Raw genomic sequence first — 16,507 nt, 5'->3', positions numbered from 1 at the left:
ATGCCTAGATCTCCAGGCGGGTGTGCTCCAGGTCGAGGTCGTACATGATCCCCCGCATCACCTCGTCGTCGATCTCCCCGCGGTTGCGCAGGCGGATGATCTCGGCGTACTCCGCGTCGAGCACCTCGCGGCGCAGCCGCTGGTAGGCGAGCGAGCCGCGCTCGATGTCCCCGTCGTCCTCGTCGTCGAAGCGCGCCTCGAAGCGGCGGATGCGGAACTCGTACAGGCCGCGCATGCGCTGGTGGGTCGGCCGGCGCACCCAGTCCTCGGCCTCGAGCTGCTCCAGCCGCTCCAGCGCGGCGCGGGCGGCGGCGATCCGCGCCCGGGCCTCGTGCTCGGCGTGGCGTGAGCCGTCCTCCTCCACCCCGAGCCAGCGGATCACGTACGACAGCGACAGCCCCTGCACGAGCAGCGTCGCCATGATCACCGCGTAGGTGCAGAAGACGACGATCTCGCGGCCGGGGAGCGCCTCGCCCGCGTCGGTCTCCAGCGGGATGGCGAGCGCCGCGGCGAGCGAGACCGCGCCGCGCATGCCGGTCCAGCTGACGAGCAGCGGGTACTGCCACGGCGGCGTGCGCCGGGCCGGACGCCCGGAGCGGGGCCGCCAGAGCTTCTGCGGCAGGTAGGTCATCGGGAAGACCCAGACGAGCCGCAGCACGACGACCGCGGCCGTGACCGCGAACGCGTACCAGGTGAGCTCGAGCGCCCCGTAGCCCTCGAGGCCCTCGACGACCGCGGGCAGCTGCAGGCCGAGCAGCACGAACAGCATCGCGTTGAGGACGAAGACGACGATCTCCCAGACCGCGAACGCCTGGATCCGCGTCTGCGGCGTGATCAGGTGCGGCGAGCGGAAGCCGAGGAAGATGCCCGAGACGACGGCGGCGAGCACCGCGGACACCCCGGCGGCCTCCGCGGGCAGGTACGCGAAGTACGGGGTGAGCAGCGAGATCGTGATCTCGGTCGGCGCGTCGTCCAGGCGGGCGCGCAGCTGCGCGACGAGCCAGCCGACGGCGAGGCCGATCGCCACGCCGGCGACCGCCCCCCAGACGAAGGCGCCGGAGGCCTCCATCAGCGAGAAGCTGCCGCCCGCCGCCGCGGCGACCGCGAACTTGAAGCAGATCAGGGCGGTCGAGTCGTTGACGAGCGACTCGCCCTCGACGATCGACACGAACCGCCGCGGCGCCCCCACCCGGCCCGCGATCGCGGTCGCCGCCACCGGGTCCGTCGGCGAGAGCACCGCGCCGAGCACGAACGCCGCCTCCCACGACAGGCCGTCGATGATCGTGTGCGCGACGACGGCGACGCCGAGCACCGTGATGATCACGGCGCCGACCGCGAGCAGCGCGATCGGCTGCACGTTCTCGCGCAGGTCGCTGAGCGACGAGAAGAACGCCGCCGAGTACAGCAGCGGCGGCAGGGCGATCACGAGCACGAGCTCGGGCGCGAGCTCGACCTCGGGGATGCCGGGCACGAGCGCCAGCAGGGCCCCGCCGACGACGAGCAGGATCGGGTAGGGCAGCGCGGTCCGGTACGCGGCGAGCAGCAGGACCGCGACGGCGACGAGGATCCCGAGGAGCTGGAGGTCGAACGCGGCCCCGCCCTCGGTGGCGGCGAGCAGCCCGCTCATCGGCCTAGACGGGGACGCAGGTGACGACCGCCTGCGCGACGGCGCCCTCGCCGCGGCCGACGGGCCCCATGCCCTCGCCGCGGGTGGCCTTGACGTTCACGGCGTCCTCGCCGACCCCGAGGCCCGCCGCGAGGTTCGCGCGCATCGCGGGCTTGTGCGGCAGCAGCTTCGGGCGCTCCAGCAGCACGGTGGCGTCCGCGTGGACCGGGCGCCAGCCCGCGGCCGCGCACCGCGCCACCGCCTCGCGCAGCAGCACCATCGAGTCCGCGCCGCGGAACGCCTCGTCGGTGTCGGGGAAGTGCTCGCCGATGTCGCCGAGCCCGGCGGCGCCGAGCAGCGCGTCGATCACCGCGTGGGTCAGCACGTCGGCGTCGGAGTGGCCGTCGAGGCCCAGCTCCGACGGCACGGTGACCCCGCCGAGGACCAGCGGCCGGCCGGCGACGAGCCGGTGCGTGTCCCAGCCGATGCCCGTGCGCGGGACGGCGGCGTCGGGCATCAGGTCGGCCCGATCTCCACGAGCGTCCGCTCGCGACCGGAGAACACGCACAGCTCGGTCACGCCGACGGAGGCCAGCAGCTCCTGCGCCTGGTCGTAGCCGTGGGCGACGTGCTCGGGCACGTGCGCGTCGGAGGACAGCGCGACCGGGACCCCGGCGTCCACGAGCATCTCCAGGAACGCCAGCGACGGGTAGATCTCGCCGACGGGCTTGCGCAGGCCGGCGGTCGACAGCTCGAACGCGGCGCCGCCCTCGACGATCCCCTCGAGCGCGATCTCGTAGTAGTAGCGCAGGTCCTTCTCGGGCCACGGACGCGTCTGCCCCCAGACCTTCACGAGGTCCGGGTGGGCCATGACGTCGAACATGCCGCTGGCGGCCGCCTGCCCGAGCACCTCGAAGTAGCGGCGCCAGACCTTGTCGGCGTTGTCGGCCCGGGTCCACACGTCGTACTTGTCGTAGTCGACGGCGTCGTCGCCGAGGAAGTGCACGGAGCCGATGACGTAGTCCCACGGCCGCCCGTCCAGGAGGTTGGCCATCCGGTCCTCGCGGCCGGGGATGAAGTCGGCCTCGATCCCGAGCTTCAGGTCGGTCTCCTCGCGCACGAACGCGCAGTACGCGTCGAGGTCGTCGAACGCGCTGTCGCGCCAGTACTCGTGGTCCCACACGTCGAGCGCCTGCACGAAGCGGTAGACGTGCTCGCTGACGCCGAGCTCGGCGACGCCGCGGTCGGAGGCCGCCTCGCGGAAGCGGTCGACGTTGGTCGTCGTGAAGTAGCGGGACGACGGCGTGTCGGGACCGTCGGGGCGCAGGTGGACGTGGTAGTCGGTGAGCATCAGGGGGTGGCGGCCTCGCGGGCGGTGAGGAGCAGCTCGGCGAGCTGCAGGTCCTCGGGGGTCGTGACCTTCAGGTTCGTGCGCGGTGATGGTACGAGGACGACGGTCCCGCCCGCCGCCTCGACGAGCGAGGCGTCGTCGGTCGCGGCCGCGAGCACCGCGTCGGGCTGGGCCAGGACGCGCTCGAGGACCGACCGGCGGAACACCTGCGGGGTCTGCACCGCCCACAGCCGCGAGCGGTCGAGCGTCCCGGCGACCCGGACCTGCCCGTCGACCCGGTCGGCCTCCTTGACCGTGTCGGTCACCGCCGCGGCGGCGATCGCCGCGTCGACGGACGGGTCCTCCATCGCCGCCAGGCAGTCCGCGACGATCGCCGCCGTGAGCAGCGGCCGTGCGGCGTCGTGCACGAGGACGAGCTCCGCCTGCGCGGGCGCGGCCGCGAGCGCGTTGCGGACCGAGTGCGAGCGCTCCGCCCCACCGGGGACGGTGCGGACCCCGTCGGCGGCGAACGGCGTGTCGGCCGGCAGCGCGACGACGACGTCGTCGACCGTCGCGCGGAGGACCTCGAGGCTCCAGCGGAGCATCGGGCGGCCCCCCAGCACGACGAACGCCTTGGGCCCGTCGGACCCAAGGCGCTCACCCTGCCGGCGGCCACGACGAGCGCGACCGTGGCGGTCATCCGGGGCGGCGGAGGCGGCCGTCGGGCCGCCGTGGCTGGGTCCCGGTCCTCACCGCCTCAGCCCTTGGCGCCGATCTTCTCGCCGGCGGACTCGGCGAGCAGCGCGTCGAGGTGCGCCTCCGCCTCGTCCTCGGTCTTGTCGAGCGCGTACATCAGCTCGGACGCGAGGATCTTCTTCGCGCGGGTGAACATCTGCTTCTCGCCCGTGGACAGGCCCTTCTCGTGCTCGCGCAGCGCGAGGTTGCGGACGACCTCGGCGAGCTCGTAGATGTCGCCGGTCTTGATCTTGTCGCGGTTGTGCTTGAACCGGCGGTTCCAGTTCTTGGGCATCTCGGACACGTCGTCCTGCAGCACGCCCAGCACCTTCTGCACGGTCTCCTCGTCGATCACGCGACGCAGGCCCGCGATCCCGGCGTTCTCGCACGGGACCATCACGGTCATGTCGTTGTGGAGGATCTTGATGGTGAGGTACTCACGCTCCTCACCGAACATCTTGCGCAGCTCCTTCTTGAGGACCTTGCCCGCGCCGTGGTGCGGGTAGACGACGTTGTCGCCACACTCGAACTCGATGTTCTCGATGACATCGGGCTCGAGGTCCTCGAGCAGCTCCGCCTCGTTCAGCTCCGTCTCGGAAATGGTGATCTCTCCTTGGAATGTCAGCCGGTCGCGGGGGTCCGCGGCCGGGTACGGCGTCACGTCTGCAGGTACCGGTCCACGAGGTTGATCTCCTGAAGCCGGCGAAGGCCCTCGCGGATCTCCTTCGCCCGCATCTCGCCCACACCCTCGACGGATTCCAGCTCCGCGTCGGTGGCGGCGAGCATCTCGTCGAGCCCGCCGAACTCCTGCACGATCTGCTGGACGACCAGCTTCGGCAGGCGTGGGATGCGCCCGAGGATCCGGTAGCCGCGGGGCGACACCGGATAGTCGAGCGTGTTGAGCTTGCGGTCGTACCCCATGACCTCGCCGAGCCGGCCGAAGTCGAGGAGGTCCTGGTGCGGCAGGCGACCGATCTGGTCCAGCGCTGCCGCGAAGGCGTCGTCGGTGTGCTCGGCGAGGTAGTCGTGCACGAGCGCGGACTTGTCCGCGGCGGTGCCGACCATCGTCTCCTCGAGCTGCATCTCGATGAGACGGCCCTCGGTGCCGAGCTCGACGATGTAGCGCTCGATCTCGACCGCCATGCGGGTGACGAGCTCGGAGCGCTGCAGGACCGTGAGGACGTCGTGGAGCGTCGCGCCGCCCTCGAACTCCAGGGCGGTGAGGCGCGTGGAGACCTGGTCCAGGCGGGTGCGGTACTTGTCGAGGGTCGCGAGCGCCTGGTTGGCCTTCGCGAGCACCACGGGGATGTCCTCGAGGATGTACTTCGCGCCGTCGACGTAGAGCGAGACGACCTCGCGGCGCTGCGAGATCGCGATCACGAGCGCGTCGGTCTGCTTGGAGACGCGCTCGGCGGTGCGGTGGCGGGTGCCGGTCTCCAGCGAGAGGATCGTCGGGTCCGGCATCAGCTGGACGTTCGCCATCGCGATCTTCGTCGCGTTCGCGTTCAGCGTGATGCCGCCGTCCATCTTCGCCACCTGGTAGAGCAGCGCGGGCGTGTAGTCGACGTCGAGCTTGATCCCGCCCGAGAACAGGAAGCTGAGCTCGTCCGTGTCGCCGATGACGATGAGGCCGCCGGTGCGCGCGTGGAGGATGTTGTCGAGGCCCTCGCGGAGTGCGGTGCCCGGCGCGACCATCTCCAGCGCCTTCACGAGGCGAGGTTCTTGACGACCCTCGAGCTCGTTCGGGTCATCGCTGGAACGCTGCGCCATCACGGCGATTCTACCAGGGAATCCGCATTTCCCTTAGCTCGTCTTGAGATTCGGCGCCGGGACCCCGAGCGCCGCCTTCAACGCCTGCCGCAGCGTCGGCGCCGACTCGGGCGAGATCACGGGGTCCAGGCCGAACTTGCGCGCCTCCTGGCGGCGCCGGTCGCCGTGGCCGACGCTGCGCAGCTCACCGGTGAGCCCGACCTCCCCGAAGCACGCGAGCGGGAGCGGCCGGTCCTCACCCCCGGCGGTGACGCCGCGCGCGGCGCTGGCGACCGCGAGCGCGACCGCGAGGTCCGCCCCGGGCTCGTCGACGCGGACCCCGCCGACGACGTTGACGAAGACGTCGGCGGTGCCGGTCCCGACCCCCGCGTGGCGGCCCAGGACGGCGAGCACGAGCGCCAGCCGGTTGCGGTCGATGCCGTTGCAGACGCGTCGCGGCGGCACGATCTCGCTCGGCGACACGAGCGCCTGCACCTCCACGAGCAGTGGCCGCGTGCCCTCCATGGCGGCGAGCACGACGCTGCCGGGCTTGCGGGTCGCCTCCCCGACGAAGCGGGCGCTGGGGTCGAGCACCTCGACGAGGCCGCCCTGCGCCATCTCGAACACGCCGGTCTCGTTCGTCGACCCGAAGCGGTTCTTCAGGGCACGCAGGGTCCGGTAGGTCCGCTCGCGCTCCCCCTCGAACTGCAGGACGCAGTCGACGAGGTGCTCGAGCACCCGCGGGCCGGCGAGCGCGCCCTCCTTCGTGACGTGGCCGACGAGGAACACCGCGGTCCCCTGCCCCTTGGCGACGGCCATGATGCGGGATGCGACCTCGCGGACCTGGCCGACCGACCCCGGCGCGCCGCTGAGCTCGGCGGCGTGGAGGGTCTGGACCGAGTCGATGACGCAGACGTCGGGCTTCTCGGCCACGAGCGTGGCCAGCACGGTGTCGAGGTCGGTCTCGGCGAGGACCGGCACGTCCAGCGCCGCGCAGCCCTCCGTCTCCAGGCGCTCTGCGCGCAGCCGGATCTGGGCGGCGGACTCCTCACCCGACACGTAGAGCGTCCGGCGGCCGGCCGCCGCGAGATGCCCCATGACCATGTTCGTCAGCGTCGACTTGCCGATGCCCGGCGAGCCGCCCAGCAGCACGAGCGAGCCCGGGACGATGCCGCCGCCCAGGACCCGGTCGAGCTCGCCGATCCCGGCGGGCAGCCGTGCGACACGGACCTGCTCGACCTCGCGCAACGGCCGGACCGCGACGGCCCCGGCCGTGCCCGCGCCGCCGCGGCCCGCCGACCGGGAGCCGCCCGCGCGACCGGTCAGGGCGGCGACGGGCCGCTCCTCGACCAGCGTGTTCCACGCCCCGCAGCCGGGGCACTGCCCCATCCATCGGGGCTCGCTGTGCCCGCAGTCGCTGCAGACGTGGAGAGTGGCGGTGCGGGGCATGGCCCGCACACGGTAGGCCTCGGCCCCGACGGGACGGGCCCGTCAGGTCGCGGTGAGGCCGATCAGAGGCCCGGGCCGCCGATGAGGGCGGCGAGGACGCCGAACACGCCGCAGACGGCGACGAGGACGGCGAGGGATGTTCCGCTCTGGGTGCGCATCTGATCTACCAACGGACGGGGTGCCCCGAAGTTCCGCTGCACAAACGCGGTTTCGCGAGCGTCAGCCCGCCAGGTCCAGGGCGGCGAGCACGTCGGCGACGACGTCGGCGGTGGCCTCGACGCCGACGCTCAGCCGGATCCAGCCCTCCGCGACCGCGTCCGTGCCCCACCGCGCGCGCCGCTCGGCGCTCGAGTGCACGCCGCCGAAGCTCGTCGCCTCCGCCACCAGCCGGCAGTGCCCGAGGAACGCGCGGGCCGTCGCCGCGTCGCGCAGCGTGAAGCACACCACCGGCCCGACCTGCGGCCAGCGGACGTCGGTGACGTCCTCGCGTCCGCGCAGCGCCGCGACGAGCGCACGGGCGGTGTCCTCCTGGCGGGCGGTGCGCACCCCGAGCGTGGCGAGCGAGCGGTGCGCGAGCCACGCCTCGACCGCGCCCGGGATCGCGCCGACCGTCGTGCGCCACGCCCGCAGGGCCGCGAGCCGCGCGGGATCGCGGACGGTCACGGTGCCGAGCACCAGGTCGGAGTGGCCCGTCAGCTGCTTGGAGGCGCTGAGCATGCTGACGTCGGCCCCGAGCTCCAGCGGCCGGACCCGCAACGGCCCGGCGAGCGTGTTGTCGACGAGCAGCACGGCACCGGCGGCGTGGACGTCGGCGGCCAGCGATGCGAGGTCGACGACGTCGAGACCCGGGTTGCTCGGGCTCTCCACCCAGACCGCGGTGGCGCCCGGGAGCGCGGCGCGGATCGCCGCCTCGTCGGTGGGCACGAGCCGGCACTCCACGCCGATCGGCTCGAGGTGGTCGTGGCAGATCGCCCGCACGCCCGGGTAGGCGTCCGACGGGGCCACGAGCACGTCGCCGGGCCGCAGCGCGCTCAGCAGCGCGGCCGACAGCGCCGCCATCCCCGACGGGAACAGGACCGTGCTGCCGCCCTCGAGCTCGCCGACCGCGGCCTCGAACGCCTCCCAGGTCGGGGTGGTGAAGCGCGCGTAGCCCTCGCGCGTGCGCAGCTCGGGGTCGCCGCGCAGGTGGAAGGGCGCCGCGAGCACCGGTCCGGGCAGGAACGGCGCGCCGTCGACGGGCGCCGGCAGGCCGGCGTGCACGACACGGGTCTCGGGATCGTCCACCCGGCACACCGTAGCTCGGCCGACCCGCGGCCGCCCGGCTAGGCTCCGGCCATGCCGCCCAGCGAGCCCGCCCGCGTCGGCCGCCGCGCCCTCGCGCACCTCCTCGACGTCCTCCTGCTGTCGGCCGTGCAGCTCGCGGTGTTCTTCGCGATCGCCGACCGGGGACCCGCCGACGGCGGCCCGGCCACCGGCGGCACGGGCGGTGTCGAGGCGAGCGCGACCGCGGAGATCACGCTCGGGGACGACCGCTGGTTCCTGGAGGGCGGAGCGGCGGCGCTGTACCTGCTGGGCGTCCTGGCCCTCTGGTCGCTGGTCTACGTGCTGCTCCAGGGCCGCACCGGGCAGACGCCGGGCAAGCGGCTGCTGGGCCTGCGCGTCGTGGACGAGGCGGGCACGTCGCCCGGTCCGGGCCGGTCCGCGATCCGCTCGCTGCTGTGGGTCGTCGACGCGTTCCCGTTCTTCGTGCCGTGGCTGACCGGCTTCCTCGTCGCCCGGGGCGACCGCGAGCGCCGGCAGCGGATCGGCGACCGCGTGGCGCGCACGTTCGTCGTGCGCGCCTGACGCGGCACCGTCGCTAGGCGTGGTCCTTGCGCTCGGAGATGAGCGCCTTGAGCTTCTCGGCCACCGACGGGGCGGCCTTCGCGAGCTTCTTCGCGTCCCAGCGGTCGAGCGTGACGAGCAGCATCGACGAGGTCGCGGTGACCGTCGCGCTGCGCTGGCTGCGCTCCAGGACCCCCATCTCGCCGATGATGTCGCCCGGCCCGAGCTCGGCGATGACGGTGCCGCCGCGCTCGACCTTGGCGGTCCCCTCCTCGATCGCCAGGAGCTCGTAGCTGTAGTCCCCCTCGCGCACGAGCTCCTTGCCCGCCGGGACCGAGACCTCCGCGGCGAGCCCGGCGACCGCCTCGAGCTCCGCCTCGCTGAGGTCCGCCAGGACCGGGATCCCCTTCAACCGTGCTGCGTCCACTGCGTCTCCCTCGATGTCGAACCTGAACGACCGAATCCTCGCTCATCGGGCGGTCGGTTGTGAAGTCGGGCTCGTCGACGCGCCCACGGCCCGGCTCACCCGCTCTAGACTCGCGGCCAGGTGGGGACCCGCAGGGACGAGATCAGCACGCCGGTCGGCGGGCACGCGCGCGCGACCGCGTCGGCGGGACGGGTGCTGGTCGTCTCCTCGCTCGGGGCGACGCTCGCGTTCGTCGACGCCACCGTCGTGAACGTCGCCTTCCCGGACATCGCGCGTGACCTCGGCGGCCGCGACCTCGCGACCGTGTCCTGGGTCCTCAACGCGTACAACATCGTCTTCGCCGCGTTCCTCGTCACCGCGGGCCGCGTCGCCGACCTGCTCGGGCGCCGGCGGCTGTTCAGCGCCGGCATCGTCCTGTTCACGGGGGCATCGGTGCTCTGCGCGCTCGCGCCCGGGCTCGGGTGGCTGATCGCCGCGCGGGTGCTGCAGGCGCTCGGCGCCGCGATCGTCGTGCCCGCCTCGCTGGCGCTCGTCGTCCACGCCTACCCGGCCGAGGAGCGCGGCCACGGCGTGGCGCTGTGGAGCGCGATCGCGGCGCTCGCCGCCGGGCTCGGCCCGACGATCGGCGGCCTGCTGGTCGAGCTCTCCGGCTGGCGTCTGGTGTTCCTCGTGAACCTCCCGATCGGCGCCCTGGCGCTCGTGCTCGCCCGGCGCACCCTGGTGGAGAACCGCGCCCCCGGCCGCCGCAGCCTCCCCGACCTCGCGGGGGCGTGCTGGCTGGCGGCGGCGATCGCGCTCGTGACGCTCGGGCTCGTCCGCGGCGAGGGCTGGGGCTGGACCGACCCGCGCACGCTCGGGAGCTTCGCGCTCGCCGCGCTGCTGCTGGCCGTCGTGCTGCGGCGCTGCCGCTGGCACCCGTCGCCGATGCTCGACCTCGACCTGCTGCGCGACCGCACGACCGCGATCGCGAACCTGCTGACGCTCGTCGGGGCGGCGGGCTTCTACGCGTACGTGCTCTGCAACGTCCTGTTCCTGACCGCGGCGTGGGACTACACCGTGCTCGAGGCGGGCCTCGCGCTCACGCCCGGCCCGTTCGTCGCCGCCGCGGTGGCACGCCCGGCCAGCCGCGTCGCGGAGCGGCTCGGGCCCGGACCGGTGCTCGCGGTCGGTGCCGCGACCTGGGCGGCCGGGGTGCTGCTGCTCGTGGAGGCCGTCGGGCCCGATCCGGCGTTCGTGCGCGCCTGGCTGCCCGCGATCCTCGTCCTGGGGGTCGGGGCGGGGGTCACGTTCCCGGTGGTCGGGGCGACGGCGGTCGCGGGCGCCCCCGGAGACCGCTTCGGCAGCGCGACGGGGCTGAACGCGGTCGCCCGGCAGCTCGGCGCCGTGCTCGGCGTCGCGCTCGTCGTGGCCGTCCTGGGGGTGCCCGAGGGTGCCGCCCCGGACGTGACGCCCGCGTTCGACGACGGCTGGCGCCTGGCCGGACTGTGCTTCGTCGCGACCGCGCTCGGCGCCGTCCTGCTCGGGCGGGCCGTGCCGCTCGCGCCCGCCGCGGCACCGGCCGCGGCCCCGGTCACGCCCGCCGTCGCGCCGCGCGCCCGCGCGCCCCGCCCGGCCGCCCCCGCCCCGGTCGCCGCCGCCCCGGACGCCGACGACGACGCGCTCGCCGGCGTGGGCCTGCTCGCCGACCTCCCGGCGGACGTGCGCGAGCAGCTGCGCCCGCTGCTGCGTCGCCGGCTCGTCCGCGCCGGGGAGACGGTGCTGAGCCAGGGCGCACCGGCCGACGCCCTGCTGCTCGTGGCCTCCGGGCGGCTGGACGTCGTCAAGGACGGGCAGCCCGCCGGCGCCGTCGGACGCGGCGCGGTCCTCGGCGAGCTCGGCCTCCTGACGGGCGCGCCCCGCAGCGCCACCGTCGTCGCCCGACGCGACAGCGAGCTGCTCGAGCTGCCGCGCGCGGCGTTCCTCGCGCTGCTGGACCGCGAACGGAGCGTCGAGCGGGCGCTGCTGCGCACGCTGGCCGCCCAGGTCGCCGCGCTCCCCGCCGCCCCGGTCCCCGCCTCCCCCGCGCGCTCCGGGACGCTCGCGGTCGTCGAGCGGCACCCCACCGGCCTGCACGACGCGCTGCTCGACGCGGTCGCGCACGAGCTGACCGGGCACGGGCCCGTCGCGCGCCTGGGGCCCCGGGACGGGGGCACCGACCCGCGTGCCCGCCTGGACGCGCTCGAGCGCACCCACGGCACCGTCGTGCTGGCCGTGCCCCACGACGCGCCCGAGGCGTGGCGGACCTTCGTCACCCGGCACGCCGACCGCACCGTGCTGCTGGTCGACGCGGACCGGGACCCCGACCCGGCCGACGCGCGCACCGCGGGCGCCGGCCACCTCGTGCTCGTCGACGCCGCCCCGGGAGGCGCGGCGACGCGCTGGCGGGCCGCGCACCCCGGCTGGGCCCACCACCACGTCCGGCGCGCGGACCGCTCCGGCACGCTCGGGCGCGCCGCCCGCCGCATCGCGGGCACCTCGGTCGGCCTCGTGCTGTCCGGCGGCGGCGCCCGGGCCCTCGCCCACATCGGCGTGCTCGAGACGCTCGCGGCGCACGGCGTCGTGGTCGACCGCGTCGGCGGCTGCTCGTTCGGGGCGTTCGTCGGGGCACTGCTCGCCGACGGCCGCAGCCCCGCGGAGATCGACGCCGTCTGCTTCGAGGAGTTCGTCCGGCGCCGCCCCGCCTCCGACTACACGCTCCCCCGCGTGGCGCTGGCGCGTGGACGGCGGCTGCGCGCGCTCGGCGACCGGCTGCTCCCCGGGCTCGTCGAGGACCTCCCGCTGAGCTTCTTCTGCAACTCCGCGGACCTGCAGAGCGGCGAGCTGCGCATCCACCGCGACGGCCCGGTCGCCGACGCGCTGCTGGCCAGCTCCGCCGTCCCCGGGCTGCTGCCGCCCGTCGCCAGCCACGGGCGGCTGCTCGTCGACGGCGGCGTCCTCAGCAACCTGCCCGTCCTGGAGATGCGCCGGTCGGGCGAGGGGCCGGTCATCGCCGTCGACGTGTCCTCGCGCTTCGATCCGAGCACCGCGCGCCCGCGCACGACCCGCCCGCGACGCGGTCGCGCCCCCGAGGACGCCGACACGCTCCCGGCGATCGGCGACACGCTCACCAGCGGCCTGCTGCTGGGCAGCGTGGCGGAGCTCGAGGCCAACCGGCGCGCCGCCGACCTGCTCATCGAGCCGCGCCCCGACGGCGTCGGGCTGCTCGAGTTCCACCAGCTCGACCGGGCGATCGCCGCGGGCCGCGAGGCCGCCGAGCGCGCGCTCGCGGCCGCACCGCCACCGGGGCGCTGATCCCCACGACGACCGAGGGCGGCCCGTGCGGGCCGCCCTCGTGACGGAATCCTGCGGGAGCGGCGGGGCCGCTACTCGTCGCCGGCGGGCTCCTCGTCGGCCGTCGCGTCCGCCTCCGGGGCGTCCGCGACCGGGGCGTCCTCGCCCTCGGCCCCGACCGCGGCCGGCACCTTCTTCGGGTGCTTGGGCGCGATGACCGAGAGCTTCACCGGCTCCTCGTCCTCGCCGTCGCCACCGCGGTCCACCATGACGGTGCCACCCGGCTCCAGCTCGGCGCGGAGCACGAAGTCCGCGAGCGGATCCTCGATGTAGCGCTGGATCGCGCGGCGCAGCGGCCGGGCGCCCATCGACGGGTCCCAGCCCTTCTCGACCAGGTACTCCTTGGCCTCGTCGGACAGCTCCAGCTGCAGCTCCCGCTCCGCGAGGCTCTCGCGGATGCGGCGCAGGAGGAGCTCGACGATCGTCTTGATCTCGTCCTTCTGCAGCTTGTGGAAGACGATGACGTCGTCGATGCGGTTGATGAACTCCGGGCGGAAGACCTTCTTCAGCTCGCCCATCACCCGCGCCTTCATGTCGTCGTACGTCATGCCGTGGTCCTCGTCGCCGACGGAGAACCCGAGCGGGGTGTTCCGGGCGATCTCGGACGCACCGATGTTCGACGTCATGATCACGATGGCGTGGCGGAAGTCGACCGTGCGGCCCTGGGAGTCGGTCAGGCGACCGTCCTCCAGGATCTGCAGGAGGATGTTGAAGACGTCCGGGTGCGCCTTCTCGATCTCGTCGAGCAGGAGCACGCAGTACGGCTTGCGCCGGACCGCCTCGGTGAGCTGGCCGCCCTCGTCGTAGCCGATGTAGCCGGGGGGCGAGCCGACGAGCCGCGAGACCGCGTGCTTCTCCATGTACTCGGACATGTCGATGCGGATCATCGAGTCCTCGTCGCCGAACAGGAACTCGGCGAGCGTGCGGGCCAGCTCGGTCTTGCCGACCCCGGACGGGCCGAGGAACACGAACGAGCCCGTCGGGCGCTTCGGGTCCTTCAGGCCGGCGCGGGACCGACGGATCGCCTTCGAGATGACCTCGACGGCGGCGTGCTGCCCGATGACGCGCTTGTGGAGCTCGTCCTCCATGCGCATGAGCTTCTGGGTCTCGGCCTCGGTGAGCTTGAAGACCGGGATGCCCGTCCACATCGAGACGATGTCGGCGATCTCCTCCTCGCCGATGGCCGGACGCTCCTGGCCCTCGGCCTCGCCGGCCTCCCACTGCTCCTCGAGCTCGCGCTTCTTGTTCGTCAGGCGCCGCTCGGCGTCCCGCAGGGACGCGGCCTTCTCGAACTCCTGCGCCTCGATCGACGCCTCCTTCTGGCGGCGCGTCGTCTCGATCTCCTCCTCGAGCTCCCGGTACACGGGCGGGGAGGTCATCGACTTGATGCGCATCCGCGAGGCGGCCTCGTCGATCAGGTCGATCGCCTTGTCCGGCAGCTGCCGGTCGGCGATGTACCGGTCGGCGAGCTCCGACGCGGCCTCGAGGGCCTCGTCGGTGATGTCGACCTTGTGGTGCTCCTCGTAGCGGTCGCGCAGGCCCTTGAGGATCTGCACGGTCTCGTCGATCGAGGGCTGCTCGACGCGGATCTGCTGGAAGCGACGCTCCAGCGCGGAGTCGCGCTCGAGGTACTTGCGGTACTCGTCGAGCGTCGTGGCGCCGACGGTCTGCAGCTCGCCGCGGGCGAGCGCCGGCTTGAGGATCGAGGCCGCGTCGATCGCGCCCTCGGCCGCGCCGGCACCGACGAGGTTGTGGATCTCGTCGATGAACAGGATGATGTCGCCGCGCTGGGTGATCTCCTTCATCACCTTCTTGAGGCGCTCCTCGAACTCGCCGCGGTACTTCGACCCGGCGACGAGCGCCGCGAGGTCGAGCGTGTAGATCTGCTTGCCCTTCAGCAGCTCCGGCACGTCGGCGTTCGTGATGCGCTGGGCGAGGCCCTCGACGACGGCGGTCTTGCCGACGCCCGGCTCGCCGATGAGCACCGGGTTGTTCTTCGTGCGGCGCGAGAGGATCTGCATGATCCGCTCGATCTCCTTCTCACGGCCGACCACGGGGTCGAGCTTGCCGTCGGAGGCGAGCTTCGTGAGGTTGCGCCCGAACTGGTCGAGCAGCTTGGAGCTCTTCTTGCCCTCGCCCTGGGCGGTGCCGGAGCCGGAGCCCGACCCGGAGCCCGAGCCGGAGGCCTGGCCCGCGCCGGAGCCCGAGCGGCGACCGCCGGGACCGGACAGCATGCGGATGACCTCGTTGCGGATCTTCTCGCTGTCGGCGTCGAAGTCGAGGAGGATCCGCGCGGCGACGCCCTCGTTCTCCCGGACGAGCCCGAGCAGGATGTGCTCGGTGCCGATGTAGTTGTGGCCGAGGCTGAGGGCCTCGCGGAGGGCGAGCTCGAGCACCTTCTTGGCGCGCGGGGTGAAGGGGATCTGCCCGGAGGTGACCTCCTCGCCCGAGCCGACGATCCGCACGACCTGTGCGCGGACGCGCTCGACGGTGATGTCGAGGCTCTCCAGGACGCGGGCCGCGAGACCCTCCTCCTCGCGCAGCAGGCCGAGCAGGATGTGCTCGGTCCCGATGTAGTTGTGCTTGAGCGTCCGCGCCTCTTCCTGCGCGAGAACGACGACCTGGCGGGCCCGTTCGGTGAATCGCTCGAACATCAGTGCTGATCCTTCCTGCTGGCGGCGTGCGGGTCGTCAGCGTGGCTTCGTGCGTGGTCCGGAACGTCGGGGGTGATCATGGGGACGCCGAGGCGCCCGTCACTCATGTATTCGGCCGCGAGGGCGCAAAGGATGAGTTCCGGGACCGGATCGACGCGCATGGGTCATCCTACCAACCGGCCTGCACCGGTCCGACATCTACCGCGGGGAGAGAACCCGCAACGTGCGGGTGGCCCGATCGGAGGGCGGCCGGCGCGCCAGCCCGGCCGCGCCGCCCGCTCAGCGCGCGGCCGCCTCCTCGTCGGCGGGCCGGTGCCACACGGTCTGCTGCGGGAACGGGATCTCGATGCCCGCCGCGTCGAAGCCGGTCTTGATCTGCTCGCGCAGCATGCGGCTCACCCGGTACTGCTCCGACGGTCGCGTCTTGACGACGATCCGCAGCGTGATCCCGGAGGCGCCGAGCGCCTCGACGCCCCACACCGACGGCTGCTCGAGGATCGCCCGGTCGGCCTTCCAGGCCCGGTCGGCGACCTCCTGCAGCACCTCCTTGGCCTGCTCGAGGTCGGTGTCGTAGGCGACCTCGACGTCCAGCAGGGCCCGCGACCAGTGCTGGCTCTGGTTGCCCGCCCGGCGGATCTCGCCGTTGGGGACGTGCCAGACGGTCCCGTCGACGCTGCGCAGCCGCGTCGTGCGCAGCGACACCGCCTCGACCGTGCCGCTGGTCTCGTTGTCGAGGCTGACGATGTCGCCGACCCCGTACTGGTCCTCGATGAGGATGAAGATCCCCGAGAGGAAGTCCTTGACGAGGGTCTGCGAGCCGAAGCCGAGCGCGACGCCGACGATCCCGGCGCTGGCCAGCAGCGGCGCGAGGTCCACCCCCATCCGCCCGAGGGCGACGAACCCGGCGACGAGGAACACGACGAACGAGGCCACGCTCTGCAGCACGCCGCTGAGCGCGTCGATCCGCTGCTCGGCCCGCAGCGACGTCTCGCGCGTCTCGAGCAGCGCGTCCGGGGTCATCCGGCGCATCCGCCCGCCGACGCGCTCGGCGACCCCACCGGCGTGCAGGCGGCGCAGGAAGCCCTTGATCGAGCGGCGGATGACGCGGTTGGCGACCAGCGCGACGAGGAAGATGCCCAGGAGCGCCAGCGGGGTCCCGACGAACGTGTCGGCGAGCCCCGCCAGGGTGCGGTCCTCGGTGGCGTTCATCACCTCCCGGCACCAGAACGAGGGGTCCTCGCCGCAGGCACCACGCAGGCGGCCGGCGGACACCTCGGCGAGCGGGACGGACAGCGTCGAGAGCATCCCGGGAGGCGTTCCCGGAGTGCCCGTGCGCCCAAACGTCGGGCGCCGGGCGGCCCGCGA

At 73.7% G+C, this 16,507-nt stretch carries 14 protein-coding genes; 2 read left to right on the top strand and 12 right to left on the bottom strand.

Going from position 1 to position 16,507, the window contains the following annotated elements:
- Positions 1 to 4: 4 nt before the first annotated feature.
- The 8 genes from GKE82_RS22250 to GKE82_RS22215 all read right to left on the bottom strand — a co-directional run bounded on the left by GKE82_RS22250 (position 5) and on the right by GKE82_RS22215 (position 8,251).
- A complete protein-coding gene (locus tag GKE82_RS22250) occupies positions 5 to 1,627 on the bottom strand; it encodes a Na+/H+ antiporter (protein WP_154734801.1) in 1,623 nt (540 codons plus the stop codon).
- Between the two features lie 4 nt (positions 1,628 to 1,631).
- Positions 1,632 to 2,123, bottom strand: coding sequence for a 2-C-methyl-D-erythritol 2,4-cyclodiphosphate synthase (gene ispF, locus GKE82_RS22245; protein ID WP_154734800.1), 492 nt, complete (start codon positions 2,121 to 2,123; stop codon positions 1,632 to 1,634).
- The gene (locus GKE82_RS22240) at positions 2,123 to 2,956 is read right to left on the bottom strand and encodes a histidinol-phosphatase (protein WP_154734799.1); all 834 of its coding nucleotides are present in this window, start codon (positions 2,954 to 2,956) and stop codon (positions 2,123 to 2,125) included. The genes ispF and GKE82_RS22240 overlap by 1 nt, the downstream gene beginning before the upstream one ends.
- Positions 2,956 to 3,540 (bottom strand): 2-C-methyl-D-erythritol 4-phosphate cytidylyltransferase, encoded by a 585-nt coding sequence (locus GKE82_RS22235; RefSeq protein WP_230316257.1) that lies wholly within the window; start codon positions 3,538 to 3,540, stop codon positions 2,956 to 2,958. The genes GKE82_RS22240 and GKE82_RS22235 overlap by 1 nt, the downstream gene beginning before the upstream one ends.
- Positions 3,541 to 3,692: 152 nt before the next feature.
- The gene (locus GKE82_RS22230; protein WP_233243904.1) at positions 3,693 to 4,331 is read right to left on the bottom strand and encodes a CarD family transcriptional regulator; all 639 of its coding nucleotides are present in this window, start codon (positions 4,329 to 4,331) and stop codon (positions 3,693 to 3,695) included.
- A complete protein-coding gene (gene disA / locus GKE82_RS22225) occupies positions 4,328 to 5,440 on the bottom strand; it encodes a DNA integrity scanning diadenylate cyclase DisA (protein ID WP_107570223.1) in 1,113 nt (370 codons plus the stop codon). Before disA ends, GKE82_RS22230 begins: the two co-directional genes overlap by 4 nt.
- A gap of 33 nt (positions 5,441 to 5,473) precedes the next feature.
- Entirely contained in the window at positions 5,474 to 6,868 is a 1,395-nt protein-coding gene (gene radA / locus GKE82_RS22220) for a DNA repair protein RadA (RefSeq protein WP_154734798.1), read from the bottom strand.
- Positions 6,869 to 7,087: 219 nt separating this feature from the next.
- Positions 7,088 to 8,251 carry a PLP-dependent transferase gene (locus GKE82_RS22215; RefSeq protein WP_375337023.1) on the bottom strand — a complete coding sequence of 388 codons (1,164 nt, stop codon included), beginning with the start codon at positions 8,249 to 8,251 and terminating at the stop codon, positions 7,088 to 7,090.
- On the opposite strand from GKE82_RS22215, the gene GKE82_RS22210 reads away from it, so the two are divergent.
- Positions 8,204 to 8,713: an RDD family protein gene (locus GKE82_RS22210; RefSeq protein ID WP_154734796.1), complete on the top strand. Its 510-nt coding sequence runs from the start codon at positions 8,204 to 8,206 to the stop codon at positions 8,711 to 8,713. The two genes, GKE82_RS22215 and GKE82_RS22210, sit on opposite strands and share 48 nt — an antisense overlap.
- A 13-nt stretch (positions 8,714 to 8,726) precedes the next feature.
- Here GKE82_RS22210 and GKE82_RS22205 read toward each other — a convergent pair whose 3' ends face one another.
- Complete coding sequence (locus tag GKE82_RS22205; RefSeq protein WP_154734795.1) at positions 8,727 to 9,104, bottom strand: cyclic nucleotide-binding domain-containing protein; 378 nt, start codon at positions 9,102 to 9,104, stop codon at positions 8,727 to 8,729.
- Between the two features lie 135 nt (positions 9,105 to 9,239).
- On the opposite strand from GKE82_RS22205, the gene GKE82_RS22200 reads away from it, so the two are divergent.
- Entirely contained in the window at positions 9,240 to 12,449 is a 3,210-nt protein-coding gene (locus GKE82_RS22200; RefSeq protein WP_154734794.1) for an MDR family MFS transporter/patatin-like phospholipase family protein, read from the top strand.
- Between the two features lie 71 nt (positions 12,450 to 12,520).
- Here the strand turns inward: GKE82_RS22200 and GKE82_RS22195 are convergent, their stop codons facing one another.
- The 3 genes from GKE82_RS22195 to GKE82_RS22185 form a co-directional block, all read right to left on the bottom strand.
- The gene (locus GKE82_RS22195) at positions 12,521 to 15,142 is read right to left on the bottom strand and encodes an ATP-dependent Clp protease ATP-binding subunit (RefSeq protein ID WP_107570229.1); all 2,622 of its coding nucleotides are present in this window, start codon (positions 15,140 to 15,142) and stop codon (positions 12,521 to 12,523) included.
- Positions 15,142 to 15,303, bottom strand: coding sequence for a hypothetical protein (locus GKE82_RS22190; RefSeq protein WP_154734793.1), 162 nt, complete (start codon positions 15,301 to 15,303; stop codon positions 15,142 to 15,144). The genes GKE82_RS22195 and GKE82_RS22190 overlap by 1 nt, the downstream gene beginning before the upstream one ends.
- Before the next feature lie 118 nt (positions 15,304 to 15,421).
- Positions 15,422 to 16,447, bottom strand: a complete 1,026-nt coding sequence (locus GKE82_RS22185; RefSeq protein WP_154734792.1) for a mechanosensitive ion channel family protein — start codon at positions 16,445 to 16,447, stop codon at positions 15,422 to 15,424.
- Between the last annotated feature and the right edge of the window lie 60 nt (positions 16,448 to 16,507).

The organism is Conexibacter sp. W3-3-2, assembly GCF_009707605.1.
In the GTDB taxonomy this organism is placed as follows: Bacteria; Actinomycetota; Thermoleophilia; order Solirubrobacterales; family Solirubrobacteraceae; genus Paraconexibacter; species Paraconexibacter algicola.
Note: the sequence above shows the minus strand (reverse complement) of the source record. Positions and strands in the feature narration are given on the sequence as shown.

Bases quoted from the DNA above. Each gene is read 5' to 3' on its own strand.
- GKE82_RS22250 (WP_154734801.1), bottom strand. From the start codon at position 1,627: ATGAGCGGGCTGCTCGCCGCCACCGAGGGCGGGGCCGCGTTCGACCTC.
- ispF (WP_154734800.1), bottom strand. From the start codon at position 2,123: ATGCCCGACGCCGCCGTCCCGCGCACGGGCATCGGCTGGGACACGCAC.
- GKE82_RS22240 (WP_154734799.1), bottom strand. From the start codon at position 2,956: ATGCTCACCGACTACCACGTCCACCTGCGCCCCGACGGTCCCGACACG.
- GKE82_RS22235 (WP_230316257.1), bottom strand. From the start codon at position 3,540: ATGCTCCGCTGGAGCCTCGAGGTCCTCCGCGCGACGGTCGACGACGTC.
- disA (WP_107570223.1), bottom strand. From the start codon at position 5,440: ATGGCGCAGCGTTCCAGCGATGACCCGAACGAGCTCGAGGGTCGTCAA.
- radA (WP_154734798.1), bottom strand. From the start codon at position 6,868: ATGCCCCGCACCGCCACTCTCCACGTCTGCAGCGACTGCGGGCACAGC.
- GKE82_RS22210 (WP_154734796.1), top strand. From the start codon at position 8,204: ATGCCGCCCAGCGAGCCCGCCCGCGTCGGCCGCCGCGCCCTCGCGCAC.
- GKE82_RS22195 (WP_107570229.1), bottom strand. From the start codon at position 15,142: ATGTTCGAGCGATTCACCGAACGGGCCCGCCAGGTCGTCGTTCTCGCG.
- GKE82_RS22190 (WP_154734793.1), bottom strand. From the start codon at position 15,303: ATGCGCGTCGATCCGGTCCCGGAACTCATCCTTTGCGCCCTCGCGGCC.
- GKE82_RS22185 (WP_154734792.1), bottom strand. From the start codon at position 16,447: ATGCTCTCGACGCTGTCCGTCCCGCTCGCCGAGGTGTCCGCCGGCCGC.